The 24591-nt window shown below is 74.8% G+C and carries 22 protein-coding genes; 3 read left to right on the forward strand and 19 right to left on the reverse strand.

The window, feature by feature from the left end:
- Positions 1–34 precede the first annotated feature (34 nt).
- The 12 genes from SM573_RS18585 to SM573_RS18640 all read right to left on the reverse strand — a co-directional run bounded on the left by SM573_RS18585 (position 35) and on the right by SM573_RS18640 (position 15515).
- Positions 35–1567: an alpha-amylase family glycosyl hydrolase gene (locus SM573_RS18585; RefSeq protein ID WP_474616685.1), complete on the reverse strand. Its 1533-nt coding sequence runs from the start codon at positions 1565–1567 to the stop codon at positions 35–37.
- Positions 1564–3432, reverse strand: coding sequence for a GH39 family glycosyl hydrolase (locus SM573_RS18590; protein ID WP_474616686.1), 1869 nt, complete (start codon positions 3430–3432; stop codon positions 1564–1566). Before SM573_RS18590 ends, SM573_RS18585 begins: the two co-directional genes overlap by 4 nt.
- A gap of 6 nt (positions 3433–3438) precedes the next feature.
- Positions 3439–5295 (reverse strand): GH39 family glycosyl hydrolase, encoded by a 1857-nt coding sequence (locus SM573_RS18595; protein ID WP_474616687.1) that lies wholly within the window; start codon positions 5293–5295, stop codon positions 3439–3441.
- A 192-nt stretch (positions 5296–5487) separates the two neighbouring features.
- Entirely contained in the window at positions 5488–6675 is a 1188-nt protein-coding gene (gene dinB, locus SM573_RS18600; RefSeq protein ID WP_474616688.1) for a DNA polymerase IV, read from the reverse strand.
- A gap of 126 nt (positions 6676–6801) precedes the next feature.
- Positions 6802–9012: a xanthine dehydrogenase family protein molybdopterin-binding subunit gene (locus tag SM573_RS18605; protein ID WP_474616689.1), complete on the reverse strand. Its 2211-nt coding sequence runs from the start codon at positions 9010–9012 to the stop codon at positions 6802–6804.
- A complete protein-coding gene (locus SM573_RS18610; RefSeq protein ID WP_474609701.1) occupies positions 9009–10010 on the reverse strand; it encodes an FAD binding domain-containing protein in 1002 nt (333 codons plus the stop codon). Before SM573_RS18610 ends, SM573_RS18605 begins: the two co-directional genes overlap by 4 nt.
- Positions 10007–10522, reverse strand: a complete 516-nt coding sequence (locus SM573_RS18615) for a (2Fe-2S)-binding protein (protein WP_474609700.1) — start codon at positions 10520–10522, stop codon at positions 10007–10009. Before SM573_RS18615 ends, SM573_RS18610 begins: the two co-directional genes overlap by 4 nt.
- A gap of 253 nt (positions 10523–10775) precedes the next feature.
- Complete coding sequence (locus SM573_RS18620; RefSeq protein WP_474609699.1) at positions 10776–11303, reverse strand: GNAT family N-acetyltransferase; 528 nt, start codon at positions 11301–11303, stop codon at positions 10776–10778.
- Between the two features lie 62 nt (positions 11304–11365).
- Positions 11366–12940, reverse strand: a complete 1575-nt coding sequence (locus SM573_RS18625) for a glutamate synthase-related protein (RefSeq protein ID WP_474616690.1) — start codon at positions 12938–12940, stop codon at positions 11366–11368.
- Between the two features lie 47 nt (positions 12941–12987).
- Positions 12988–13401 (reverse strand): VOC family protein, encoded by a 414-nt coding sequence (locus SM573_RS18630; protein WP_474609697.1) that lies wholly within the window; start codon positions 13399–13401, stop codon positions 12988–12990.
- A gap of 170 nt (positions 13402–13571) precedes the next feature.
- Entirely contained in the window at positions 13572–14705 is a 1134-nt protein-coding gene (locus SM573_RS18635) for a peptidoglycan recognition protein family protein (protein WP_474616691.1), read from the reverse strand.
- Positions 14706–14822: 117 nt separating this feature from the next.
- Positions 14823–15515 carry an RraA family protein gene (locus SM573_RS18640; RefSeq protein ID WP_474616692.1) on the reverse strand — a complete coding sequence of 231 codons (693 nt, stop codon included), beginning with the start codon at positions 15513–15515 and terminating at the stop codon, positions 14823–14825.
- A gap of 354 nt (positions 15516–15869) precedes the next feature.
- Between SM573_RS18640 and SM573_RS18645 the strand changes: the two genes are divergently transcribed.
- The 3 genes from SM573_RS18645 (at position 15870) to SM573_RS18655 (ending at position 19111) form a co-directional block, all read left to right on the forward strand.
- A complete protein-coding gene (locus tag SM573_RS18645; RefSeq protein WP_474616693.1) occupies positions 15870–16808 on the forward strand; it encodes a membrane protein in 939 nt (312 codons plus the stop codon).
- A gap of 214 nt (positions 16809–17022) precedes the next feature.
- Entirely contained in the window at positions 17023–18405 is a 1383-nt protein-coding gene (locus tag SM573_RS18650; RefSeq protein ID WP_474609693.1) for an MFS transporter, read from the forward strand.
- A 235-nt stretch (positions 18406–18640) separates the two neighbouring features.
- Complete coding sequence (locus tag SM573_RS18655) at positions 18641–19111, forward strand: maleylpyruvate isomerase N-terminal domain-containing protein (protein ID WP_474616694.1); 471 nt, start codon at positions 18641–18643, stop codon at positions 19109–19111.
- Between the two features lie 19 nt (positions 19112–19130).
- Here the strand turns inward: SM573_RS18655 and SM573_RS18660 are convergent, their stop codons facing one another.
- From SM573_RS18660 to SM573_RS18690, 7 genes are all read right to left on the reverse strand, one after another.
- Positions 19131–19520 (reverse strand): VOC family protein, encoded by a 390-nt coding sequence (locus SM573_RS18660; RefSeq protein ID WP_474609691.1) that lies wholly within the window; start codon positions 19518–19520, stop codon positions 19131–19133.
- Entirely contained in the window at positions 19517–20263 is a 747-nt protein-coding gene (locus tag SM573_RS18665; protein WP_474609690.1) for a DUF4287 domain-containing protein, read from the reverse strand. The genes SM573_RS18660 and SM573_RS18665 overlap by 4 nt, the downstream gene beginning before the upstream one ends.
- A 211-nt stretch (positions 20264–20474) precedes the next feature.
- Positions 20475–20894 (reverse strand): YchJ family protein, encoded by a 420-nt coding sequence (locus SM573_RS18670; protein ID WP_474609689.1) that lies wholly within the window; start codon positions 20892–20894, stop codon positions 20475–20477.
- Positions 20895–20982: 88 nt separating this feature from the next.
- On the reverse strand, positions 20983–22101 hold the full coding sequence (locus SM573_RS18675; RefSeq protein ID WP_474616695.1) for a magnesium and cobalt transport protein CorA: 1119 nt from the start codon (positions 22099–22101) through the stop codon (positions 20983–20985).
- A gap of 75 nt (positions 22102–22176) precedes the next feature.
- Complete coding sequence (locus tag SM573_RS18680; RefSeq protein WP_474610253.1) at positions 22177–22764, reverse strand: class F sortase; 588 nt, start codon at positions 22762–22764, stop codon at positions 22177–22179.
- A gap of 188 nt (positions 22765–22952) precedes the next feature.
- Positions 22953–23438, reverse strand: coding sequence for a hypothetical protein (locus tag SM573_RS18685; protein ID WP_474609687.1), 486 nt, complete (start codon positions 23436–23438; stop codon positions 22953–22955).
- A 258-nt stretch (positions 23439–23696) separates the two neighbouring features.
- Entirely contained in the window at positions 23697–24521 is an 825-nt protein-coding gene (locus SM573_RS18690) for an ArsR/SmtB family transcription factor (RefSeq protein ID WP_474609686.1), read from the reverse strand.
- Positions 24522–24591 lie beyond the last annotated feature (70 nt).

Consider the following 24591-nt stretch of genomic DNA (forward strand, 5'->3'; position numbering starts at 1 on the left):
GGGCCGGTCCACTCCGGCCAACCGGGCCGTGGACTCAGGCCAGCCAGGCCGTCGACCGGGCCGGCAGCTTGTCCTCCGCCGCCGGGGCGCTGGCCAGCAGCAGCCGCCTGCCGTACGGGCGCCAGTCGACCGGCGCGTCCCCGAAGTTGACCAGGCAGGTCGGGCCGTGCTGCCCGCGGCGGAAGGCCAGGCACTCCGCCGGGGCGTCCCGCCAGGTCAGCTCCACCGGCCGGCCCCGCCACCACGCGCCGCGCAACGCCAGCGCGGCCCGGGTCAGCGCCAGCGTCGAGGAGCGGTCGTCGCGTTGGCGGACCACCGACAGGCCGCCCCAACCGGCCGGCTGCGGCAGCCACGGGGCCGACCCGGCCGGGCCGAAGCCGTACGGCGGCTCGCCCCCGTTCCACGGCAGCGGCACCCGCGCGCCGTCGCGTCCCCGGTCGGCACCGCCGGAGCGGTGGAACACCGGGTCACGGATCGCGTCGTCGGCGAGCGGCACCTCGGGCAGACCCAACTCGTCCCCGGCGTACAGGTAGACCGCGCCGGGCAGCGCCAGCATCAGCAGCAGTACCGCGCGGGCGCCGTCCGGGCCCCACCGGTCCGCGGCCCGCCGCACGTCGTGGCTGCCGTGCACCCACGTCGGCAACCTGTCGTACCGTCCGGTCGCGGCGAGCAGCGCCTCGACGCCGTCGCGCCACGGCTGCGGTCGCGTCGGCCAGTAGAGCGGGTCCATGGCGAACGCCTGCCCCAGCTCGTCCGGTCGCAGGTAGGGCGCGAGCACCTCGGGCCCGCCCCAGGTCTCCGCCACCCCGAGCCGGTCTCCCGGGTACGACGCCAGCACCCGCGCCCAGCGGCGGTAGATGTCGTGCACCTCGTCGAGGTCGCTGTACGGGGCGGGGTCGCCGGGGCGCCAGCCCTCGGGGAGGTCGGGATAGGCGGGGTCCTTCGCGAGCGAGCCGGCGGCGTCGAACCGCACCCCGTCCACCCCACGGTCCAGCCAGAACCGGAGCGTGGCCAGCGCGTCGGCGGCCACCTCCGGGTGCTCGTGACGAAGGTCGGGCTGCTCCGTGTCGAACAGGTGCAGATACCACTCGCCGTCCCCGAACGGCGTCCACGCCGGGCCCCCGAAAATCGACGGCCAGTTCGTGGGCGGTTGTGCGCCGCCCGGCCCCCGCCCGGGCCGTACGTGGAAACGGGCGCGCTCCGGCGAGCCGGGGCCGGCGGCGCGGGCCGCGACGAACCACGGATGCGCGCTCGACACGTGGTTGAGCACCAGGTCCACGACCACGCGCAGGTCGAGCCGGTGCGCGTCGGCGATCAGGCCCTCGACGTCGGCGAGGGTGCCGAGCCGGGGGTCGACGTCGCGGTGGTCGCTCACGTCGTACCCGGCGTCGTGGTCCGGGCTGGGATAGAACGGCGTCACCCACACGGCGTCCACGCCGAGCGCGGCCAGGTACGGCAGGCGCGAGCGTACGCCCGGCACGTCGCCGAGGCCGTCGCCGTCGCTGTCGGTGAACGAGCGGACGTACACCTCGTAGGTGACGGCCTCGCGCCACCACGGTCCGGTCATCGCGGGGTCAACTCCACCAGGGACAGCGACGGCATGGGCAGGGTGAGCGGCAGCGTGAGCCGGCCGTCGTCCGGCTCGACGGTCACCGGTGGGGCGGCGTCGGCGAGCGTGTCGGCGGCGCGCAGCGCGCTCCACTGCTCGTCGGTGGGCCAGCCCTCGACGCCGAGGCGGCGGGCGGTGGCCGCCAGGTTCGACGTCTCGTCGTCCAGCCGCCGGTGCCGCAGCACGTACGCCCCGGCGGTCAGGCCGCCCAGCCGCAGCCGCACGTCCCGGCCCAGCCGGGCGCGCTGCTCCGGCCGGTCCGCCACGGACTGGTCCAGGGTGCCGTTCCACACCACGACCGCCACCCGTCCGGTCTCCGGGTCGATGGACGGCCAGGCCCGCACGAGGGTGCCGGCGCCGTCCCCGCCGAGCCGGGCGGTGAGCTGCACCGGCCCGAGCTGCTCCAGCATGAACAGCGCCCAGTACCGGGGCTTGGCCAGGGTGCCGACCGACAGCAGCCCGAAGCCGCCGTGCAGCAGCGCGGGCGGGCGGCCCAGCTCCTCGAAGTGGTCGCTGGCCACCCAGCAGGCCAGCGCCGCCACCCGGCCGGCGGCCGCCCGCATCCCGGTCGCCACGAACGCGGCCGACAGCACCGAGTCGTTGACCGGGGCGAAGTGCGTGGGGGAGGGGCCCCACTCGGTCCACAGCAGCGGCGTGCCGGCCCGCCCGTGCCGGGCCAGCGCCGGGCGCAGGTCGAGCGGCGGGCTGCCGTAGACGTGCGTGGAGAGGAAGTCCAGCGGCGCGCCGGAGGCGTCGACGTGGTCGAGGAACGGCTCCACCCACTTCGTGGCGGCCGTCGCCGGGCCGCCGACGGGCAGCCCCGGGCACGCCTCGCGGACGGCCCGGGCGGTCACGTCGTACATCCGCAGGTAGTCCTCGCGCGTGCCGGTCCAGAAGCAGTCGAGGTCCGGCTCGTTCCACACCTCGACCGCCCACCGGCGCAGCTCGGCGTCGCCGACGCGAGTCCGCAGGTGCCGGATCAGGTCACCGACCAGTGCCGCCCAGCGGTCCCAGTCCTTCGGCGGGCTGGACACCCCGGCCGCGGTGACCACGCGGGACGGGTCGCGGGCCAGCGCCCGGGGCACGAACGACAGCTCCAGCACCGGTCGCAGCCCGGTCGGCGCGAGCGCGTCGAGCACCGCGTCGATGCCGCGGAAGTCGTGCACCGGCCGCCCGTCGACCTCCCGGTAGACGCCCAGGTCGTCGCCGAGGAGCCCGTGCGCGCGCACCCGCCGCACACCCAGCTCCCGGTGCACCCGCCCGAGCGCGGCGGCCAGCCCGGCGCCCATCTCCTCGCCGCCCACCCGGTCGCTGCTGAGCAGCAGGCTCAGGTGCTCCGACCCGACCATGTCCCGCCACGGCCGGTGCACCGGCCCGGCGGGCCGGGCCGCGTCCACCTCGACGTCGACCCGGGCGTCGCCGCCGGGCCGCGCCGCGACCGGACCCGACGCCGGCCCCAACGGGGCGTCGTCGGGCCGGTCCGGGTCGTGCACCGGGCGGACGGCGTACCGCACGGTCCGTCCCGGTTCGACTGTCGTGTCGGCGTACGGCGGGCCGGGCACGGCGAGCAGGTCACCGCCCCGGTGGTCGACGACCCGATAGGGGCCGTCGCCGTCGGCGCGGTGCACGAGGTAGCCGGCCGCGCCGGGCACGGGATCCCAGTCGACGTCGACCTGCCCGCGACCGGCCCGCACCCGGACGCCGCCGCGGCCCGCCGGCCCGCCGGCGTCCGGGGCGGCTCCCCGCACGTCCGGGACGTCCGGGCCGTGCCGGTCGGGATCGGCCGGGCCGCTGGCCGCCACGGGCGGCCGGGGGGTGCTCACCACCGCTCAGCCCCCGGCGACCTCGACGAGGACGGCGCCCGGCTGCGGCAGGTGCAGGTCGAGCACGGCGACGGCGCCCTCGGCCACGGCCTCCACCTTCTCCGCGACCAGCGCGTCCGCGGCGCGCAGCGCGTCCCACTGGTCGTCGTCCGGCCACTCGGTGACGCCGAGCCGCTCGGCGAGGGTGGTGATGTCGCCGTGTTCGCGGTCGAGACGGGTCACGGTGACGCTGCGGCCCGCCGCGCCGTCGACGGCGAGGCGGATCCGCCGGGCCAGCGCCGGGTCACCGTCGCGCTTGGACTGGTCGAGGGTGGCGGCCCACACGAGGATGGCGAGGCTGCCGTCGTTCCGCCGGCTGGCCCAGGTCTGCACGAGTCCGTCGGCACCGTCGCCGGACGCCCGCACCGGCAGCTCGGTCTCGCCGAGCTGGCTGAGCATCCGCAGCGCGTGGTAGCGGGGCTTCGCGATGCCGCCCACGGTGATCAGGCCGAAGCCGCCGTGTAGCAGTCGGGGCGGGCGGCCCAGCTCCTCGAAGTGGTCGCTCGCCACCCAGTACGACAGCGCGTCGACCCGGCCGGCGGCCGACCGCATCCCGGTGAGCAGGAAGGTCGCCGCCGAGGTGCCGTCGTTGACCGGGTGGAAGTGGGTCGGCGTGACGCCCCACTCGGTCCACAGGATCCGCGCCTCGCGGAAGCCGAGGCGGGCCAGCGTGGGGCGCAGGTCCAGCGGCGGGCTGCCGTAGGTGTGGGTGGAGACGAAGTCGACCGGCGCGCCGGAGCGGCGGGCGTGGGAGAGCAGCGCGTCGACCCATCCGGCGGCCGCGGAGGAGGGGCCGCCGACCGGGATGCGGGGGTCGACGTCCTTGACCGCGCGGGCGGTCACGTCGTACAGCCGCATCCACTCGTCGCGGGTGCCCGACCAGAACACCTCCAGGTTGGCCTCGTTCCACACCTCGAAGTCCCAGCCCAGCACCTCCTCGCCGTACCGGTCGAGCAGGTGCGCGACCAGCGCGCGCACGAGCGCGGCCCAGCGGTCCCAGTCCTTGGGCGGGGAGATGACGCCGCGGTACTGGAAGACCGTCCGCTCCGGGTCGCTGGCGAGGTCGCGGGGCATGAAGCCGATCTCGACGACCGGCCGCAGCCCGGTGGAGAGCAGCAGGTCGTAGACCCGGTCCACGCCGGTGAAGTCGATCACCGGCTCGCCGTCGACCTCCCGGTAGACGCCCAGGTCGTCGTGGAGGATCGAGTGCGCCCGCACGGTCTCGACGCCGATCTCGTCGCGCACGCGGCGCAGCGCGGCCAGCAGCTCGGAACCGATCTCCCGTCCGCCGGACGTGTCGGTGCAGAGCAGCTGGGACAGCCGCTCGCTGCCGATCATCGGCTGCCACGGGCGGGGCAGCGGCGTGCCAGCCGCGGTCGCGTCGACGGCCAGGTCGACCGCCGGGACGGCGCCCGTCGCGGGCAGCGACGCACAGGTCACCGGAGTGCCGAGCGGACCGGTCACGGTGACCTCGGGGACGGCGGCCACCGCGTACGCGTAGGCCTGACCCGGCTCGCCGGTGGTGTCCACGTACCAGGTGTCCGGCACGGACAGCACGTCGCCACCGAGGTGGTCGACCGGGGTCAGCTCGCCGTCCACGGCGCCGTCGCGCACCGGGGCCCGGTGCACGAGATAGCCGACCGCGCCGGGCACCGGCGACCAGGAGAGCCGGACGTGCCCGACGCCGGCGAGCGCGGTCAGCCCCTCCGGCGAGGCGAGGACGGGTGTGCCGTCGGTCGTGCCGTCCTCGTCGCTGCGCAGGGCGATCCGCGCCTCCCAGTCGGATCGGGCGTCGGCCGGCGGGTGGTCGCTGGTGCTCGTCACCGGGGCACCTCCTGGTGTCTCTCGGGTATTCCGGTCCGAGCACTGTAACCGGTTTCTGTGATGGTCGCGCCCCCTCGTCCGGCACTTTTTCCGCCGCTCTGATCCCGTTCGGTCACGAGGCGCGACGGGCGGGCGGGCACGGCCGCGCCGCCTTGATCGATTCCGGCCGGGGTGACGTCGTGGGTGGCGAAGTCAGTCCGGCAGACGCGGCATCTCCGGCCCCGGGTCGCGCCCGAGCAGCACGGCCCGCGTGAGTGCACCCGCCCCGAACCGGTCGCGTACCGCGTCGACGGCGGCGTCCAGGTCGGCGCCGGGGTCGCGGTGCAACGGCAGCGCCAACTGCACGGGGCTGTCGTCCAGGTTGCCGACCGCCACGCCGACCAGCGTGACACCGCGACGCGCGATCTCGGGCAGTGCGGCCCGCAGCAGGGCCCGTGCCACGTCGCGCACGACCCGGGTGTCGTCGGTGGCCTTCGGCAGGGTGTGGGACCGGGTGGCACGGGTGTAGTCGGCGAAGCGCAGCCGCAGCACGATCGTCCGGCCGCTGCGCCCCGCCGCCCGCAACCGTCGGGTCACCCGGTCGACCAGCCCGGCGAGGACGGCGTCCAGGTCGTCCGGTGCGTGGGCGCCGCGCCCGAGCGCGTGCTGGGCCCCCATCGAGCCGCGCCGCCGGCCGACCTGCACCGGCCGCGGGTCGCGGAGGTGTGCCAGCGCGTGCAGGTGGCGGCCCGCGCCCGCGCCGAGCAGCGACACCAGCGCCGCCTCGCCGAGGCGGGCCACCTCGCCGACGGTGCGGATCCGCCGCTCGCGCAGCTTCGCCGCGGTGACCGGCCCGACCCCCCACAGCCGCTCCACCGGGAGGGGATGCAGGAACGCCAGCTCCCCGTCCGGCGGAACGACAAGCAGGCCGTCCGGTTTGGCCACTCCGCTGGCGACCTTCGCGAGGAACTTCGTCCTCGCCACGCCCACCGTGATGGGCAGGCCGACCCGCTCCCGGACCTCGCGGCGCAGCCGGGCCGCGATCGCGGGTGGGGGCCCGGCCAGCCGGCGCAGGCCGCCCACGTCCAGGAACGCCTCGTCGACCGACAGCCCCTCGACCAGGGGCGTGGTCTGCCGGAAGATGTCGAACACCGCCCGGCTGGCCGCCGTGTAGGCCGACATGCGCGGCGGCACGACGATCGCGTCGGGGCAGAGCCGGCGGGCCTGGCGACCGCCCATCGCGCTGCGGACGCCGCGCGCCTTCGCCTCGTAGCTGGCGGCCAACACCACGCCGCCCCCGACGATCACCGGCCGGCCCCGCAACCGCGGGTCGTCGCGCTGCTCGACCGACGCGTAGAACGCGTCCAGGTCGGCGTGCAGGATGCTGGCCTCGTTCGACACGAACATATGTTCGCATGGGCGCCCCGCCTGCGTCACTGACCTGCGGGAACGCGCCCGCCGCCGTCGCGGGAGCCCGCCCCGGCGGGCTCGATCGTCCGCCGCCGGCGGCGGCGCGGCCCACCGGCGCTAGTCCATCAGCTCGTCGATGGTGATGGGCAGGGACCGGATCCGCTTGCCGGTCGCGTGGTAGACGGCGTTCGCGATCGCCGCGGCCGTGCCCGGCAGGCCGACCTCGCCGACCCCCTTGGTGCCGACCGGAGTGAACCGGTCGGGTTCGCCCACGAAGGTGACGTCGATCTCGCCGATGTCGGCGTTGACCGGCACCAGGTAGTCACCGAGGTTCGCGTTCGCGATCCGGCCCGTCCGGGGGTCCGTGACGGTCTCCTCCAGCATCGCGTGGCCGATGCCGCCGACCGTCGCCCCGATGATCTGGCTGCGGGCCAGCTTCTCGTTGAGGATCCGGCCCCCGTCGACGACGGAGACGATCCGCGGCACCCGCAGCAGACCGAGGTCCGGATCGACGTGCACCTCGACGAACTTCGCCGCGAACGCCCCGGCCGGCGCCATGCCGACCTCCTGGGGGTCGGGCGGCTCGCTGGCCCCGTCGGCGGTCAACTCCTCCAGGCCGTGCCGGGTGAGGATGGCCACGAAGCTCTCGCCCAGCCGCTCGTCGGCCCGGTGGTGGATCCGGCCGCCGCTGACGGCGACGTCGTCGATGGTGCAGCCGCGCAGTGGTGACGCCGAGTCGTTCGCGACGGTCCGCAGGAACGTCTTGATCAGTTCCCGGCAGGCGGCGTGCACGGCGTTGCCCAACGCCCCGGTCAGCCCCGACCCGCCGGCCTGGGGCGACCAGGGCATGTCCGAGTCGCCGAGGTCGAAGCGGACCTGGTCCAGCTCCAGCCCGAGCAGGTCGGCCGAGAGCTGCCGCATCACGGTGTAGGTGCCGGTGCCGATGTCCGTGGCGGCGCTGCGGACGTACCCGGTGCCGTCCCGGCCGACCGTGGCGCGCGCCTCGCAGTGCACCTGCCACCACAGGTAGCTCACCCCGGCCATGCCGTAGCCCACGAGCCACCGGCCGTCGCGCATCGCGCCGATGCGTCGGTCGCGGCGGGACCAGCCGAAGCGCTCCGCGCCCACCTCGTAGCACTCCCGCAGGGCCTTGCTCGACCACGGCAGGCCGAACTGGGGCTGCGTCTGCGCGTAGTTGCGCAGCCGCAGCTCGAGCGGGTCCATGTCGAGCAGGTAGGACAGCTCGTCGATCGCCGACTCCAGCGCGAAGTTGGCCTGCGCCTCGCCCGGAGCGCGCATCGAGCCGGGGCAGGGGATGTGCAGCCGCCGCTGCCGGTCGCGGGTGGTCACGTTCGGGCAGGCGTACGCGTTGGCGCTCGCCGACGCGACCGGCTCCATGTTCTCGTCGTTCATGGCGACCGTCTGGAGCGCCTCGTGCTCGATCGCCACGAATCCGCCGTCACGGGAGGCGCCGATCCGGATCGTCTGCACCGTGTTGGGCCGGTGCCCGACCCCGGTGAACATCTCCGGACGGGACAGCACCAGCTTCACGGGCCGCCCGACCGTGCGCGCGGCCATGACCGCGAGGACCACGTGCGGCCACACCCGGAGCCCGGAACCGAAGGCCCCACCCACGTACTTCGCCTGCACGCGCACCGCGGACTCGGGCACACCGAACATCTGCGCGAGGGTCTGGCAGGTGTTCGAGGTCCACTGGGTGGCGTCGTACACGGTGAGGCGGTCGCCGGTCCACTCCGCCACCGTCGCGAACAGGCCCAGCGGGTTGTTGGTGTTCTCCCCGGTGACGTACGTGGCCTCGTGCACGACGTCGGCCCCGGCCATCGCGCCCGCGGCGTCACCGCGTGCCGAGTCCATGCCGAACGGGTCGGTGCGCAGCTCACCGGCGGAGTCCTCGATCTTCAGGACGGGCTCGGCGCGCTCGTACCCGACGGTGACGGCGCGAGCCGCGGCGGCCGCCTGGTACGCCTTCTCGGCGACCACCGCCGCCACGTACTGGCCGTGGTGCCGGACGAGGTCGTCCTGGAACGGTGGGGGCGGCGTCGGGCCCAGGTTGGTCATCGGTCCGGCGGCCAGGCGGGGCGCGTTGAGGTGGGAGAGGACGGCCAGCACCCCGGCCATCCGCTCGGCCTCGCCGGTGTCGAGGCGGGTGATGCGCCCGGCGGCGACCGTGCTGCGCACCAGGGCGACGTGCACCATGCCGGGGAGGCTGATGTCCGAGGAGTACGGGGCGGCGCCCGCCACCTTCAGGGGCCCGTCGACGCGGTCCACGCCGGCGCCGACGACGCCCGGTCGGGTCATCGTGGTCATGCCTCGCCCCCGGTCAGGTCTTCGAGAGCACGCACGATGGTCCGTCGCGCGAGCTCCGGTTTGAACGCCGTCCCCGGCACGGTGAAGGGGTCGCGGAGCTCCGCCTCGGCCGCCGCCCGGTAGGTCTCGACGGTCGCCGGGGCGCCCGTCAGGACCCGCTCGGCGGCCCACGCCCGCCAGGGCACGGTGCCGACCCCGCCCAGGCCGACCCGGGCCTCGGTGATGGTCCCGTTCTCGACAACCAGCGCGGCGGCGACCGACACCAGGGCGAACTCGTAGGAGGCCCGGTCGCGTACCTTCAGGTAGCCGGAGCGGGTCGCCGCCGGCGGCAACGGGATCTCGACGGCGGTGACGAGGTCGCCGTGCCGCAACACGGTCTCGATGTCCGGCCGGTCTCCGGGGAGGACGTAGAACTCGGTCAGCGGTATGGCGCGTTCCCCGTCGGTCCCGCGCACGTGCACCACGGCGTCGAGCGCCACCAGCGGCACGCACAGGTCGGAGGCGTGCAGCGCGATGCAGGTCTCACCGGCCCCGAGGATGGCGTGCATCCGCGCGCCCGCGCCCGTGATGGCGGCGCAGCCGGACGACGGCGTGCGCTTGTTGCAGTCCGGCACGGTCGGGTCCCGGAAGTACCGGCACCGGGTGCGCTGCAACAGGTTCCCGCCGATGGTGGCCATGTTGCGCAGCTGGGTCGACGCCCCGGCCAGCAGCGCGGCCCGGACGAACGGCAGCCGTTCGGCCACGGTGGGGTCGGCGGCCAGCTCTTCCATGGTGGTCAACGCGCCGACCCGGAGGCTCCGGTCGTCGGCGCGGACGCCCCGCAGCGGCAGACGCGTGATGTCGACGACCCGCTCGGGCTCGATGATGCCGTCCTTGAGCATCAGGTCCACCTGGGTGGTGCCGCCCGCCAGGTACTGGGCGGCCGGGTCAGCGCTCACCATCGCCACGGCCGCGCCGACGTCGTCGGCCCGCAGGTACTCGAACGCCCGCACGGTCACCGCACCCCCTCTGCGGCGACCTCGCGGATCGCGGCGATGATGTTCGGGTACGCCCCGCAGCGGCAGATGTTGCCGCTCATGAACTCGCGGATCTCGTCGTCGGAGCCCGCCCGACCCTCGCGGAGCAGGGCGACGGCCGACATGATCTGCCCCGGTGTGCAGTAGCCGCACTGGAAGGCGTCGTGGCGCACGAACGCCTCCTGGAGCGGGTGCGGTCGCCCGTCCTCCGCCAGTCCCTCGACGGTGGCCACCTGCCGACCCTCGCACTGCGCGGCGAGCGTCAGGCACGACAGCACCCGCCGCCCGTCGACGAGCACCGTGCACGCGCCGCAGGCGCCCTGGTCGCACCCCTTCTTGGTGCCGGTCAGCCCGAGTTCGTCGCGCAGGGCGTCGAGCAGGGTCACGCGGCTGTCGAGCTGCAGTTCCCGCTCCGCGCCGTTCACCGTGAGGGCCAGCCGGACGGTGGTGGCGCCGGCCGCGCCGGGCTGGTCGTTCCGAGGGTCCTGGCTCATGTGCCCTCCGCTCCCGGGTCTCCGCCGTCGTCCTGTTTCAGGTATTTTCTCCCGGTCTCGGGCGTGGCTGGGGAGAGATCCACCAACTCCGTTGCGGCAGCCGCCGTACGACCGGCGCCACCGTGCGGCGGCGTGGTACGACCCGCCGGGTGCGGGTCCGGTCGTGCCGGCCACGGTCAGGCGACCCGCGGCGCCGGCACGGGGGGCGGCGGTCGGCGGCGGTCGGGACCCTTCCCGGACCGCGGTGACAGGGTCAGAGGTCGTGGAACGGCTTCGCGTACGCGAACTCGCCCCGGATCGCCGGGTCCCAGCCGCTGAGCGGGCGCGCCATGAAGTAGCGCGGACCCCACTCGGGCACCGGCGGGGTCACACCGTGCTCGACGGCGGGCCCGAAGCCGAAGCGCGGGTAGTAGCCCGGGTGGCCGAGGAGCACCACCAGCGCCTCGTCGCGCGCGTCGGCCGCTCCGAGCACCGCGTGCATCAGCGCCGACCCCACCCCGCGGCGCTGCCACCGTGGCAGCACCCCGAGCGGCCCGAGCCCCAGCGCCACCGGCCGCCCGGCGACCCACCCGCGGGTGCACACCACGTGCCCCACCACCCGCCCCTGCGGGTCGGTCGCCACGAGCGACAGGGGTGGTAGCCACGCCTCGTCGGCGCGCAGCGCGTCGACCAGGGTCGCCTCGACCGGTACGACGTCCGGCGCGTCCGGCTTGGCGAAGGCGGCGGTGTGCACCGCGCGGACCGCGTCGACATCGGCGGGGGTCTCACGTCTGATCAGCATCGGGCCACGATACGGACAGCGGGGGCGGGCCGCCGTCGATTTCCGCCCGGCACGGCCGGGTGTCAGCTCACCGCGGTCGGTGATGGTGGGGCGCTGCCGCCCTGCGGCGCCTCGCCCGCCATCAGCCGGACGATCTGGGCCCGGTCCTCGACGGACGGCAGTCCCCACTCGGGCCGGTAGCCGTACACCTCGTGCAGCGGCGTGGAGCCGGTCCGCCCGTCCAGGATCTCCACGGCGTCGGTGTCGACGAGCGCGGGATGCTCGACCCCGCACGCCTCGGCCACCTTCATCAGGTCGCGGCGCAACGTCCGGATGTAGTTGGCCGCCCGCACCGACTTGCGGGCCGGGTCCAGGCCCCGGGCCAGCCAGGCGTTCTGCGTCGCGACGCCCGTCGGGCAGGTGTCGGTGTGGCACTTCTGCGCCTGGATGCAGCCGATCGCCAGCATCGCCTCGCGGCCGACGTTCACCATGTCGCAGCCGAGTGCGAACGCGACCACGGCGTTGTCGGGCAGGCCGAGCTTGCCACCGCCGACGAACACCACCCGCTCGTGTAGGTCCCGCTCGGCGAAGAGCCGGTAGACGCGGGAGAAGCCCTGCTGGAACGGTAGCGACACGGAGTCGGTGAAGATCAGGGGAGCGGCGCCCGTGCCGCCCTCGCCGCCGTCGACGGTCACGAAGTCGACCCCACGGCCGGTGTCGCGCATGAGGTCGGTCAGCTCCCGCCAGAAGCCCAGGTCGCCGACCGCGGACTTGATGCCCACGGGCAGCCCGGTCTCGGCCGCCAGCAGCTCGACCCAGTCCAGCAGACTGTCGCAGTCGGAGAACTCGGCGTGCCGGGACGGGCTCACGCAGTCGCGCCCCTCCGGGACACCCCGCGTCGCGGCGATCTCGGCGGAGACCTTGGGCGCCGGCAGCAGCCCGCCGAGGCTGGGCTTGGCGCCCTGGCTCAGCTTGATCTCCAGCGCCCGGACGGGCGCGCCCGAGACCAGCTCCTTGAGCCGGGCCAGGCTGAAGCGCCCCCGCTCGTCCCGGCAGCCGAAGTACGCGGTGCCGATCTGGAAGACCAGGTCACCGCCGTTGCGGTGGTACGGCGACAGTCCACCCTCGCCGGTGTTCTGCAGGCAGCCTGCCAGCGCCGCGCCCCGGTTCAACGCCTCGACGGCGTTGCCGGAGAGCGAACCGAAGCTCATCCCGGAGATGTTGACCACCGACTCCGGCCGGAAGGCCAGCGCCCGGCCGCGGGCCGCCCCGAGCACCTTGGCGCAGGGCAACCGGACGTCCTGGCCCGCCCCCGGGGCCGAGGGCGGGACGGCCCGGCCGAACGTGCGGTGTTTGATGATCGGATAGCCGGGGGTGAACTCGATGTCGTTGTCCGTGCCGAAGCCGAAGTAGTTGTTCTGCTGCTTCGCCGAGGCGTACACCCACCGGCGCTGGTCCCGGGTGAACGGCCGCTCCTCGTTGTTGCCGGCCACGATGTACTGGCGCAGCTCCGGCCCGATCGCCTCGAGCAGGTAGCGGGCCCGCCCCAGCAACGGGAAGTTGCGCAGCAGCGCGTGGTCGCGCTGGATCAGGTCCCGCGCGGCGAGCGCCGCGACGGCGGCCGCCGCGGCGGGTACGACTCGGCGTGCCCAGGTCATGGCGGCACTCTTTCCGGGATGACCAGCCGGCAAACCCGGGCGGTGGATCAGCCCTGCGGCGAGGTGATGTCCACCATCCACTGGACGCCGAAGCGGTCGACGCACATGCCGAACTCGTCGCCCCACATCTGCTTCTCCAGCGGCATCGTGACGACGCCGCCCTCGCTGAGCCGCTCCCAGTAGCCGCGCAGCTCGTCGGCGTCGTCGCCGCTCACGCTGATGCTGATGTTGTTGCCCGGCTTGTGTTCCATGCCCGGCGGGAGGTCGGAGGCCATCAGCGTGAAGCCGCTGTCGGTCTCCAGCATGGCGTGCATGATCTGGTCGGCCGTGCCCGGATCCGCGCCGCCGAACTCGCCGAAGGTGTTCATCCGCAGGGAACCGCCGAACACCTGGCGGTAGAACTCCATGGCCGCGCGGGCGTCGCCGGGGAAGTTGAGGTACGGGTTGAGTCGAGATGCCACAGCACCCTCCTTGGTCGTGACCCGCGTCATCGTCGCAGGCGAGGGTGGCGCGGACAACGACGCGCGACCGCGTGTCGACGCACGGTGACCGAAGGTCGGAGGGTCGGCCGCGGCGGGGCGGTGGGGGAGCGGCCGGGACGGTCGTCCGCCCTCCACCGCCCGCGCCGGCATCAGCGGTGCGTGAAGGACTGGCGGACGACGCCGCCGACGATCGCGCACCAGGTGCTGACGTTGACCTTGCCGTTGCGCGGCAGTCCGTGCACGGCCTGGAGGTCCCGCACCGCCTTGCGGGTCGCGTGGTCGTACTCGCCGGTGACGGTGACCTCGGCGTACCCCTTGAGGTTCAGGATGAACTGCACGGCGCTGACCGGCAGCCCGCTCGCGTGCTGGTCCAGCTCGGGGACGAGGGTCTCCCACGTCTGCGGGGTGAGGGTGGCGTCGACGTCCACCGGGATGCCGTTGCGGTACTGCCAGTCCTGCACCGCCGCGACGGTCGCCGCGTCGAAGACGCTGGTCACCGGGACGGTGTAGCCGCGGTGGGCGAGCAGGTACTGCGCCACCTGCACGGCCGGGGAGCTGACGAACCGCCACAGGTCCGGCCAGCGGCGGGCCGGCACGTCACCGAGCCGGGTGCCGAGCTTCCTGAACACCCGGCGGCGCAGGGCGGGGAACTGCCGGTAGAACGCGGCGCCCGGGCACTGCGTGTTGCGGAAGTCCCAGTGGCCGAAGATGTCGTGGGCGTGCAGGCCGTACTGCCGGCAGATCGCCACGCAGAGCTCGACGAGCGAGTCGAGCAGGGCCTCCGGCGGGGTCTCGGTGACGTACGTGCCCTCGTTCTCGATGCCGATGGCCCGCCCGTTCTCGCCCGGGCAGTGCGCCGCGATCATCTGCCGGTCACCGGCGACCAGGCGCTCCAGGCTGCCCCGCCGGCCCTCCAGCACGTAGCCGCCCCGGCTCACCGTGAAGTGCTGGCCGGTGTCGGACCAGCCGTTGCCGTCCATGTGCAGGTCCTGGCAGTCCCGGGCCAGCTTGATCGCCTGCGCCTCGGAGTAGTCGGTGACGTTCGGGAACGCCATGTGGTGCACGATGATCTTGTTGGTGGCGGTGGCGCTGACCGACAGCGGGTCGGCCGGCGGGCGCGCGCCCCACTCGTCGCAGCTGATGATCCAGTCCAGGTCCGCGCCCGGCGCCGCCTGCGCGGCGGCCGGGAACGCGAGCTCGCTCCCGACGACCGCGACCGTGGCGGCGCCGAGGCCGGCCCGCAGCAGGGTGCGGCGGTCCAGTTCGGAATGGTCGAGGTGCATGACATCTCCTCTGCGGCCGGGCGGGGGTTGTGAAAAGTAGCTCCAGAGGCCGCGCGTGATGTGGAGGATATTGCCAGTGCTCGCCGCCGCGCTAGGGGTCGATCCCGGCCGGTGCGGTCATTCCTCGATGGCGCCGCCGACGCCGCGCAGGTGTCGGCGGAACGTGTACGCCGGATCCGCCGCCCGGCGCGCCAGGTAGTCGTCGAACGCGGTCTGCCGGCGCAGCGTCTCGCCCGCCCGGATCCGCTCCGCCTGCTCCCGCTCGACCTCACGGATCCCCGCCGCCGTGGCCAGCACCGCCTCGACGCGGTCACCGGCCACGAAGAGCACCCCGTCGTCGTCGCCGAAGACCACGTCCTCCCGGCCCACCTCGTGCCCGCCGACCCGCGCCACGGTCAGCGCCTCCGCCTCCCGCTCGTCGACCCGCAGCGGTCCGGCCGGCAGGCTGCCGTAGCTGAAGACCGGCACTACGATCTCGACCAACTCGGCCGTGTCCCGGTGCAGCCCCCACACCACGAGGCCCGCCACGCCCGCCGCGGCGGCCTCCAGCACCGCCAGGTCGCCGACGCAGGCCTCGTCCGACCGGCCGCCGTTGTCGACCACCAGCACGTCGCCCGCCGCCGCGTGGCCGTACGCCTCCAGGAAGACGTCCACGCTGCCGTAGTGCCGGGCCGGCAACACGCGGCCCGCGACCCGCTGGCCCGCCACCACCGGCCGGACGCCGGGCGGCGCGACCCGCACCGGCAGGCCCAGGCGCACACAGGCGTCGGCCAGCAGCGGCGTGGACAGGTCGGCGAAGCGCTCCAGCATGGGGTCCTCCAGCGTCGCTACGATCGGGCGGCAATCGTACGGACGGCGGCCCGGTGGGCGGCCAGATCCAATCGCCCGGCGCTGGCCCGAGGGCTCGGAGCGGTCCGACCGTCGCGACCGCACCCGGAGGGTTCCGCCGCCAGCGCAGGAGCGGGCCACCCTGGACGCCGGCGCAGCCACAGCGTGCGCGCCCGCTCGTAGGCGACCGACTCCCGTTCACTCCGCAACCGGCCTCCCACCCACACCGGGAGTGCACCGAGGTCCGGTTCGGTCGCGGGTGGCGTGCGTTTGGGGTCCGGCGGGCGTCGGGTAGGGGAGTGGACACTTCGCCCCAACCCTCGTGGAGGACCTCGAATGAGAGACAACGTCGGCGACGCGGTGGGCGACGCCCTCCGGTCGGTGATGCTCTTCGTGCCCAAGGCCCTCGCCTTCGTGGCGATCCTGGTGGTCGGGTGGCTGGTCGCCAAGGCCGCGCTGAAGGTCGTCGGCCGGATCCTGGAGCGGGTGGGCTTCGACCGTGCCGTCGAGCGCGGCGGCATCCGCCGGGCGCTGAGCCGCTCCCGGTACGACGCCAGCGACGTCGTCGCCAAGCTCGTCCACTACGGTCTGCTGCTGGTCACCCTCCAGCTCGCGTTCGGCATCTGGGGTCCGAACCCGATCTCGGATCTGATCGCGGGCGTCGTCGCCTGGCTGCCCCGCGCGTTCGTGGCGATCGTCATCGTGGTGGTCGCCGCGGCGATCGCGAACGCCGTCAAGGACATCGTCGGTGGCGCCCTCGGCGGTCTGTCGTACGGGCGGGCGCTGGCCACCGTCGCCTACGTCTTCCTTCTCGGTCTGGGTGTCATCGCCGCGCTCGACCAGATCGGTGTCGCCACCGCCGTCACCACGCCGGTGCTGATCGCCGTGCTGGCGACGGCCGGGGGCATCCTCGTCGTCGGTGTGGGCGGGGGTCTCGTCCGCCCGATGCAGAGCCGCTGGGAGACGTGGCTGGCCCGGGCCGAGCACGAGTCGCGGCTGATCGCCACGCACGCCCGCGCCTACCAGGCCGACCGCCGCGCCGCCGAGGCGAAGCTGGCCCGGCCGGCCCCGGACGACCCGGACGCGACCCAGGTGACCACGCCCGCGGACCCGGAGGCGACCCAGGTCGTCGCGCGGCCGGACGACCCGGACGCCACCCAGGTGGTGTCCCGGCCCGGCGCGGCCCACCCGCCGGCGCCCGGTCAGCGTGGCGCGGACGACAGCGAGGCCACCATGGTCATCCCACCCGTGGAGCGGGGCGCGGACGGGCGCTGACCGTCGTCGAGCCGTCGGGGCGGGACGTCCGGTCCCACCCCGACGCCGTCCGCCCGGCACGATCGGCTCCCGTGAACGCTGGCGGGCCCCGTCGCCCGGCGACTACCATCGCCGGCATGACGTGGCGACATTGATGCACCGCTGACGGCCGCAGCCGTGGGCCGCCACGGACGCCGCACCTCCGGCGTCCGTTCCGATCCCACGGGAAGGCCTCATGACCGTCACCTCCACGCGCGTGCCCGACCCCGCCGTCCGCCGTCTGGCGGCGACCCTCTACGGGTACGCGTTCCTCAGCGACCTCGTCCTGCTCTACCCGCTCTACGCGTTGCTCTTCGCCGACACCGGGCTGTCGGTCGGGCAGATCTCCTCGCTCTTCGTCCTCTGGTCGGCCAGCGCCATCGTGCTGGAGGTGCCCTCGGGCGCCTGGGCCGACGCGTTCTCGCGGCGCCTGCTGCTCTGCCTCGCCCCGCTGGTCACCGCCGTGGGCTACGCGCTGTGGGTGACACTGCCGTCGTACCCGGCGTTCGCGCTCGGCTTCCTGCTGTGGGGAGCCGGTGCGGCGCTCGCCTCCGGCGCGCTGGAGGCGCTGGTATTCACCGAACTCGACCGGCGGGGCGCGGCCGGCCGGTACGCCCGGATGATGGGCCGGTCGAAGACCGCCGGGGTGCTCGGCGCCCTCGTCTCCAGCCTGCTCGCCGGCCCGGTGCTCGCCGCCGGCGACTACCCGGCGGTCGGCGCGGCCAGTATCCTCGCCTGCCTGCTCGCCGCCGCCGTGGCCACCCGCTTCCCGGAGCACCGACGCCCGGCGGCCCGGACGCTCGCGTCGAGCACCGCCGCCGACACACCGGAGCCGGGTGACCGGCGGCGGGCGCCGGCCGGTGCGGGTGACGGAGGGAGTGACCGGCCCGAGGCGGGGTCGCCGGGGGACGATCTCGGCTGGGTGGCGAGCCTGCGCGCCGGGCTGGCGGAGGCTCGCGCCGTGCCCCCGGTCCGCGCCGCGGTGCTGCTGGTGGCCGCGGTGGCCGCGGTGTGGGGCGCCCTCGACGAGTACACGCCGCTGCTGGCCCGGGAGACCGGCGTGGCGGCGTCGACGGTGCCGCTGCTGCTCCTGCTCACCTGGTGCGGGGTCACCGTCGGCGGGCTGCTGGCACCGATCGGGGAGCGGCTCACCACCCACGGGTACGCGGCCCTGCTCGGCCTCGCCGCGCTGGCCCTGGCGGGCGGCGCGCTGACCGGCCACCCGGGCGGTTTCGTGCTCGTCGCCGCAGCGTTCGGCGCCTGCCAACTCGCCACCGTGCTGGCCGACGCCCGGCTACAGGAACGGATCTCCGGCCCGAGCCGGGCCACCGTCACCTCGCTCGCCGGCATGGCCACCGATGTCACGATCATCGCGGTGTACGCCGCCTACGGCCTGGTCGCCACGTCGGCCGGCAACGGCGTCGCCTTCGCCGTGGCCGCCGTGCCGTACCTGGCGGTGGCGCTGCTGCTCGTGACCGCCCGCGCCCGACGTATCCGTCGCCGTGGCGGTCCCCGGCCGGTCGCCGAGCGGATGGTCCGGGCCGACTCGGCCACCGGTTCGCCGACCGTGGGACGCTAGCCGGACGGGCGTGCCGCTGACGGGTACGGACGGCAGGCGTCGCCCGCAGCGCCGTTCGCGGCTCCCGAGTCGCCAGGTCGTGGTGCGGCCCGGTGCGCCGACGGCCCCGCCCGCCCGGGGGCCGGGAGGGAGGTTTCCGGCCCCGGGGTGTCGGTTCGCCGTCGCCGGCTCCGACCGGTCCGTGAGCGGGCACCCGGTCGGGTGGACCGCCGTGAGCGGACGGAGGAACGACGACATGACGAAGGTGACCGGGACGGGCGCGGGTGCCCTCGCCGACGGCGACCGGGCGGGGTGCCCCGCCGGGGCGTCGGGGCGCGCCGGCGGCGGTGCGGCCGGCACGGGCTTCGACGCCTGGTGCGCGCAGCTCGTCACCCAGGCCGAGCTGATGGCCGCCCATCTGGTCGGCGCGGACCCGCGCCGCGCCGTACCGTCGTGTCCGGGCTGGACGGTCGTCCAGCTGGTGCGGCACGTCGGTGCCGGCCACCGGTGGGCGGAGGAGACGGTGCGCACCCGGTCGGCGGGGCCGTTGCCCGACACCGAGCTGCGGGACCTGGCCCGGCACACCGAGGGGGACCCGGCGGTGCTCGGTCCCTGGCTGGTGGCGGGAGCGGTCTACGGCCGGCGCGCGCCGGGCGAGGGCACCGTGCGGGTGCGCGGGGACCGGGACCTGCTGGAGTTCTGGCTGGCGCGGGTCAGTTTCGGCTGACCCGCGCCAGCCCCGCCGGTCACCCGGCGAGGTGCAGGAACGACCACTGGTGGCCGTCGAGGTCCCGGAAGCCGCGCATGTAGAGCTGGCCGACGTCCTGGCCGGGGCCGAGACCCGTGCCGCCGGCCGCGACCGCCCGGTCGACCATCTCGTCGACGTGCGCCCGGGTCTCGGCGGCGAGCCCGATGATCACCTCCCGGCTGGTGGCCGTGTCGGTGACCGCGACCCCGGTGTACTCGGCGAAGGCCGAGGCGACGTGCAGCATCAGCTGGGTGGTCTCGTTGAGCGTCAGCATGAGGCTGGTGCCGTTCGGGGAGGGTTGTTCGCCGGTGAACCCGATGGACCGGAAGAACTCGGCGGCCGTGCCCAGGTCGCGTACCGGCAGGTTGATGAAGGTCGTGATGCTCACCGCGGGCCTCCGTCCGCCTCGAGGAGCTGCTTGAGGACGGCCAGCCGCTCCCGCCACCAGCCTTTCAGCTCGGCCGCCTGCTCCGCACCGATCAGCTTCTCGTGTTGCACCGCCACCCGTGACCGGGTCTCGCCGATCGAGGCGAAACCGACCACGATCCGGGTCGGGCCACCGGCCCAGTCCGCGCGGAACGTCTTCGGCGTCGTGGCGGTGCGGACCCGTACCTCGACGTCGGGCAGCCAGCGGGCGCGCCGCTCCGCCTCGGCGAAGGCCGCGAAGAGCTGGTCCACCGGTACGGCGACCGTCCGGCTGGCGGACGCCGAGAACCCGCCGTCGCGCCGCTGGCCGGGTGCCCGCAGCCCGCGGACCTGCTCGTAGCCGACGGTGACCGCCTGCGCCCACCAGCCGGGCACCTCGTGCTCGGTGACCAGCCAGCGCGCGATCTCGGTGTGCGTACGCGCGGCGGCGCCCCAGTCGTCGAGCAGGTCGAACCACTCCGTCCAACCGCGGCCGGTGCGTTCGCGCAGGAGGGTGTCGGCGATCCGCTCCGTCTGCGCCGTGGCGACGGACGACGCCGGGGCCGCCACGGTCGGCTCGGCGGCGCGGTCGGCGGTGGGTGGGGCCGGGGCGTAGACGGGGTCCGCGGCTCGGGCGAGCAGCTGCCGGCGGGCGGTCGTGTAGCTCTCACCGGTCTTGCCCATGCGGGCACGTACCCGCGACTTGAACGACTTCTGACTGGTCATCACATGCTCCCTGTCGACGGCGCGGCCGCAGGGACTCACGCTCCCGTCGGCCCCGCCGGAGTGGGGCATGTCGCACATCGTCCCGAGGGCTCGGGGCCCCCTCTGCCTCCGCGAGGCCGGTGGCGTGAGCACCGGGAGGGAGGTGAGGCGCGGGACTACGCCGCGCTCAGCATAGCGTGCGTCCGGTTCGGCCGGCGTCGCGACGCGCGGGTCAGTCCCGCTCGGCGTCGAGATAGACCCAGCGGCCGTCCGCGCGGACGAAGCGGCTCCGCTCGGCGAGCGTTCCGCTCCGCCCGCCGGCGCGGTAGTGGGCGCGGAACTCGACCATCCCGGTGCTGTCGAAGAGGCCGCCCCCGGCGGTGTCGACGATCTCCAACCGGGTCCACCGGTGGCCCGGGTCGAGGTCAAGCCGACCCGGCCGGGTGCTCTCGTGCCAGCTGCGCAGGAGGTAGGCGGTGTCGCCGCGGGCGAAGGCGCTGAACCGGGAGCGCATCAGCGCCTCGGCGGTCGCGGCGTCGGCCTCGCCCCGGTGCGCGGGGCCGCAGCACTGCGCGTACCCGCGACCGGACCCGCAGGGGCAGTGCTCCGGCCGGTCACCCGCCGCGCCCCGGCGGCCGCCACGCTTCGCCACGCCCCCATCCTGCCGTACGGCCGGCAGCGGGCGCGGGCGGTGGGTGGCTCCGACCGGTGGGTGGCGGCTTCGCGCCGGCCGGGGCGGCTCAGAGCCAGCCGGAGCGGCGGAAGAGGCGGTGCAGGGTGAGCGCGGCGAGCGCCATCAGGCCGAGGGCGTACCCGTACCCGTAGCGCCAGCCCAGCTCCGGCATGTGGGCGAAGTTCATGCCGTAGATCCCGGCGATGCCGGTCTGGACCGCGGCGATGGCCGCCCACGCGGCGATCTTGCGCAAGTCGTTGTTCTGTTCGACGGCGAGCTGGGCCAGCCGGGACTGCACGATCGAGGTGAGCAGATCGTCGTACGCGGCGACCCGGTCCACCGCCCGGGCCAGCCGGCCGTCCACGTCGACGAACCAGCGGTGCAGGGCGCGCGGCGGGTTGGCGGGGTGCTGGTCGAGCAGGGTCCGCAGCGGCGCCTGCAACGGCAGCACCGCCCTCTTGAACTCCACCACCTCCCGTTTGAGCTGGTAGAGGTGTTGGATGTCGGCGGCGCGGTCGCGGGCGAAGACGCTCTCCTCGGCGCGTTCCAGGTCCCGCTCGACGTGCCCGGCCACCTCCAGGTAGAGGTCCACCATGCGGGCGCAGACCGCGTACGCCACCGCCCACGGGCCCTCGGCCAGCAACGTCGGGCGCTGTTCGATCTCCGCGCGCACCGCGGTCAGCGCACCGGAGGCGCCGTGGCGGACGGTGAGGACGAACCGGTCGCCGAGGAAGACCATCACGTCCCCGGTGTCGATCACCTCGGAGTCCTCGGTCAGCTCGTCGTGCTCCACGTAACCGGCGGTGCGCAGCACGAGCAGGGTCACGTCGCCGTGCCGCTGGACCGTGGGGCGGTGCCCGTCGGCGAGCGCCTGCGCGACGGTCAGCTCGTCGAGGCCGAAGGTGCGACCGACGGCGGCCATGACGGCCGCTCCCGGGTCGTGCAGCCCCAGCCAGACGAACGCGTCGCGACGGCGGCGGCTGCGGGCGTACGCGTCGGCGTAGTGCGGGCTGCCCGGCTCCCGGCGGCCGTTCACGTAGACCGCGCAGTCGACCACCGCGTCGGGATTGGACCGCGGTGCGGCCGCCGCGGCCGCCGCGGTCTCCGCGGGTTGCCGGCGCAGCAGGTGGCGCAGGAGCACCGACAGCGCCGGACCGGGTGGGATCCGCACCGGTCGCCGATCCACCGTTCACCTCCGCGCCGCCGGGACTGCCGGCCTACCGTACGCGGAACCCGATCCCGGGACACGTCCGGCTCGGCGTCATCCGGTGCGGGTGGCGAGGACGACGACGTTGTCCACGTACGCGCCGGCGTCGGCGTCGAACCGGCCACCGCAGGTGACGAGGCGCAGGCCGGCGGTCGTGGACGGGCCGTAGACCAGGTCGCTGGGGAATTCGTCCTTCGGGTACGCGTGGACGCTGTCCACGGTGAACGTCGCCACGCGGGAGTCGGCGCGGGTGACGTGGACGGTCTGGCCGGGCCGGAGCCGGCCCAGGTGGAAGAAGACCGCCGGCCCGGTGGGGGAGTCGACGTGCCCGACGAGGACCGCGTTGCCCTCCTCGCCGGGGGTCACCCCGTGCCGGTACCAGCCGGCGAGGCCGGGCCGGTCCAGGGGCGGCACCTCCAGGACCCCGGCGGCGTCCGCGCCGACCGGCACGACCTCGGCCCGTACGCCGATCGAGGGGATCCGCACCAGTGTCGGCGCGGCGTGCGGCAGCGCGGGCAGGTGTGGCGCGGATCGGGTGACGCCGGGCGCGGCGGTGTCGGGGCGCGGTGGACGGGGTGGGTCGGCCGTGAGCCCGGTGTGCACCAGCGCGAGGCCGGCGGCGCCGAGCAGCGCCACGACCACGACGACGCACGCGGTCGCGAGGCCGGACCCCCCACGAGTCGGGGGCCTGCCGCCCGCCCCGGCGGCGGCCGTCGGTCCGGTCGTGTCCGTGAGCCCCACGTAGCTCACCTCCGTACCCGTTCAATGGGGGTGCCCGCCCCGGCGCGTTCGCCGGTGCGGGCGCCCCCGACAGGGATGGTGCGGTCAGGTCAGGAGAGGGTGGCCGCGGAGCGGCGACGCCGCAGCAGCAGGACGGTGCCGGCCGCGGCCGCGCCGAGCAGCGTGCCGCCCGCGGCGAGGGCGCCGGTGCCGTCGCCGCGGCCGCCCGATCCGGCCGCGGCGCCACCGATCGGCGTGACCGTGAACGTCGCCGTGCCGGCGGCGCTCCCGTCGCCGCAGGTGGCGGTCACCGTGTACGTGCCGAGGGTGAACCCGGCGGTGAACAGCTCCGCGCTCAGCCCGCCGCCGGGGGCCGCTGTGGTGGAGCGGACGTTCTGGTCGCGGTTGGGGCCGGTGACGCGGAAGATCGCGTCACCTGACTTCGGGTTGCAGGTCGTCGCGGTGAGCACCACGGTGCCGCCCACCGGGGTGCTGGCCGGCGACACGACGGTGTCGGCGAGCGCTGCACTCGGCGCCAGCAGCACGCCGAGACCCACTCCGACCGCCGCCGACACGAGGACTGTCTTCGGTTTCATACGCGTCTTCCCTCACTCTTCGTCCGCTGAGCACGTGGGACGTCGTTCGGGTGGCCAACTCCGCGACTAGCACCGGTGTGACCAACACTAGGGTGGTTGGACCCACGATCCGGTGAAAATGAGAAATCCTCGTTGCCGTCACGTGTCCACCCGAGAGGCGAGGGACCTGCGAGAACGCGCACCCTGACCCGTCGGCGCACCTCCGGCCGGGTCGTGCCACCCGTGCCGGAGGCGGAGGTATCGACCGGCTCGGGACGCTCAGCTCGCCGCCGTGGGCTCGGGCAGCGGACGGCCCGTCTCGAGCAGCGTCTTGAGGCTGGCCAGCAGCTCGGGCCAGCCACCGCTGCCGTCGAGCTGCCCGCTGACCGCCCGGTGCATCTCGCTGTCGGGCGAGAAGCCGTCATGGATGACGGTCAGTCGCACGGCGTCACCGTACGGCTCGATCTCGAACGTGACCCTGGAGCGGCGCTCGCCGAGGCGGGCCGCCAGCTCCTCCTCGGACCACCCGAAGTGCGCGGCGTGCTCGGGTTGGAAGCCGTGCCAGCTGTAGGAGAGCCGCCGGGGCGGCTCGGACACCAGCACCCGCTGGCCGAGGTCGCGGAACTCCCCGTCGGGCGCGTCCTGCCACAGCACGGGTGAGCCGACCTGCCAGTCGGACTCCAGCGCGACGCCGCCCCAGTAACGCCGGGTGAAGGCGGGCTCGGTCAGCGCCGCCCAGAGCCGCTCCGGGGTGGTGTCGATGTAGGTGGTGTAGACGAACGTGGGTGTCTCCACGGGCGCACCCTCCAATGCTGCGCGCAGGTCGGCGAGCGCCTCGGCCCGCTGACGGTCGTATCGGCTGATCCACCGGTCGGCGATCGCCGTGATCGGTGCCGCGTCGAGGTAGTGGAGCTTCTCCCGGCCGCGGCGAACGGTGGTGACCAGGCCGGCGGACTCCAGCACCGCGAGGTGCTTGCTCACCGACTGCCGGGTCATGTCGAGCCCCGCGCACAGGTCACGAAGGGTCTGCCCGTTGCGCTCGTTGAGGCGGTCGAGCAGCCGGCGCCGACTCACGTCGGCCAGCGCCCGGAACACCGCGTCCACGCCACCCCCCTGATCGGCAACCGTTTGGCTGCATTTCAAGTTAGGCAGCCAAACGGTTGCCTGTCAAGGG

The organism is Micromonospora xinjiangensis (genome assembly GCF_056150165.1).

What these genes read in the sequence shown, in the direction of transcription:
- SM573_RS18585 (WP_474616685.1), bottom strand. Translation starts at nt 1,567, where the DNA reads ATGACCGGACCGTGGTGGCGCGAGGCCGTCACCTACGAGGTGTACGTC.
- SM573_RS18605 (WP_474616689.1), bottom strand. Translation starts at nt 9,012, where the DNA reads ATGACCACGATGACCCGACCGGGCGTCGTCGGCGCCGGCGTGGACCGC.
- SM573_RS18615 (WP_474609700.1), bottom strand. Translation starts at nt 10,522, where the DNA reads ATGAGCCAGGACCCTCGGAACGACCAGCCCGGCGCGGCCGGCGCCACC.
- SM573_RS18620 (WP_474609699.1), bottom strand. Translation starts at nt 11,303, where the DNA reads ATGCTGATCAGACGTGAGACCCCCGCCGATGTCGACGCGGTCCGCGCG.
- SM573_RS18625 (WP_474616690.1), bottom strand. Translation starts at nt 12,940, where the DNA reads ATGACCTGGGCACGCCGAGTCGTACCCGCCGCGGCGGCCGCCGTCGCG.
- SM573_RS18635 (WP_474616691.1), bottom strand. Translation starts at nt 14,705, where the DNA reads ATGCACCTCGACCATTCCGAACTGGACCGCCGCACCCTGCTGCGGGCC.
- SM573_RS18640 (WP_474616692.1), bottom strand. Translation starts at nt 15,515, where the DNA reads ATGCTGGAGCGCTTCGCCGACCTGTCCACGCCGCTGCTGGCCGACGCC.
- SM573_RS18645 (WP_474616693.1), top strand. Translation starts at nt 15,870, where the DNA reads ATGAGAGACAACGTCGGCGACGCGGTGGGCGACGCCCTCCGGTCGGTG.
- SM573_RS18650 (WP_474609693.1), top strand. Translation starts at nt 17,023, where the DNA reads ATGACCGTCACCTCCACGCGCGTGCCCGACCCCGCCGTCCGCCGTCTG.
- SM573_RS18655 (WP_474616694.1), top strand. Translation starts at nt 18,641, where the DNA reads ATGACGAAGGTGACCGGGACGGGCGCGGGTGCCCTCGCCGACGGCGAC.
- SM573_RS18665 (WP_474609690.1), bottom strand. Translation starts at nt 20,263, where the DNA reads ATGACCAGTCAGAAGTCGTTCAAGTCGCGGGTACGTGCCCGCATGGGC.
- SM573_RS18685 (WP_474609687.1), bottom strand. Translation starts at nt 23,438, where the DNA reads ATGAAACCGAAGACAGTCCTCGTGTCGGCGGCGGTCGGAGTGGGTCTC.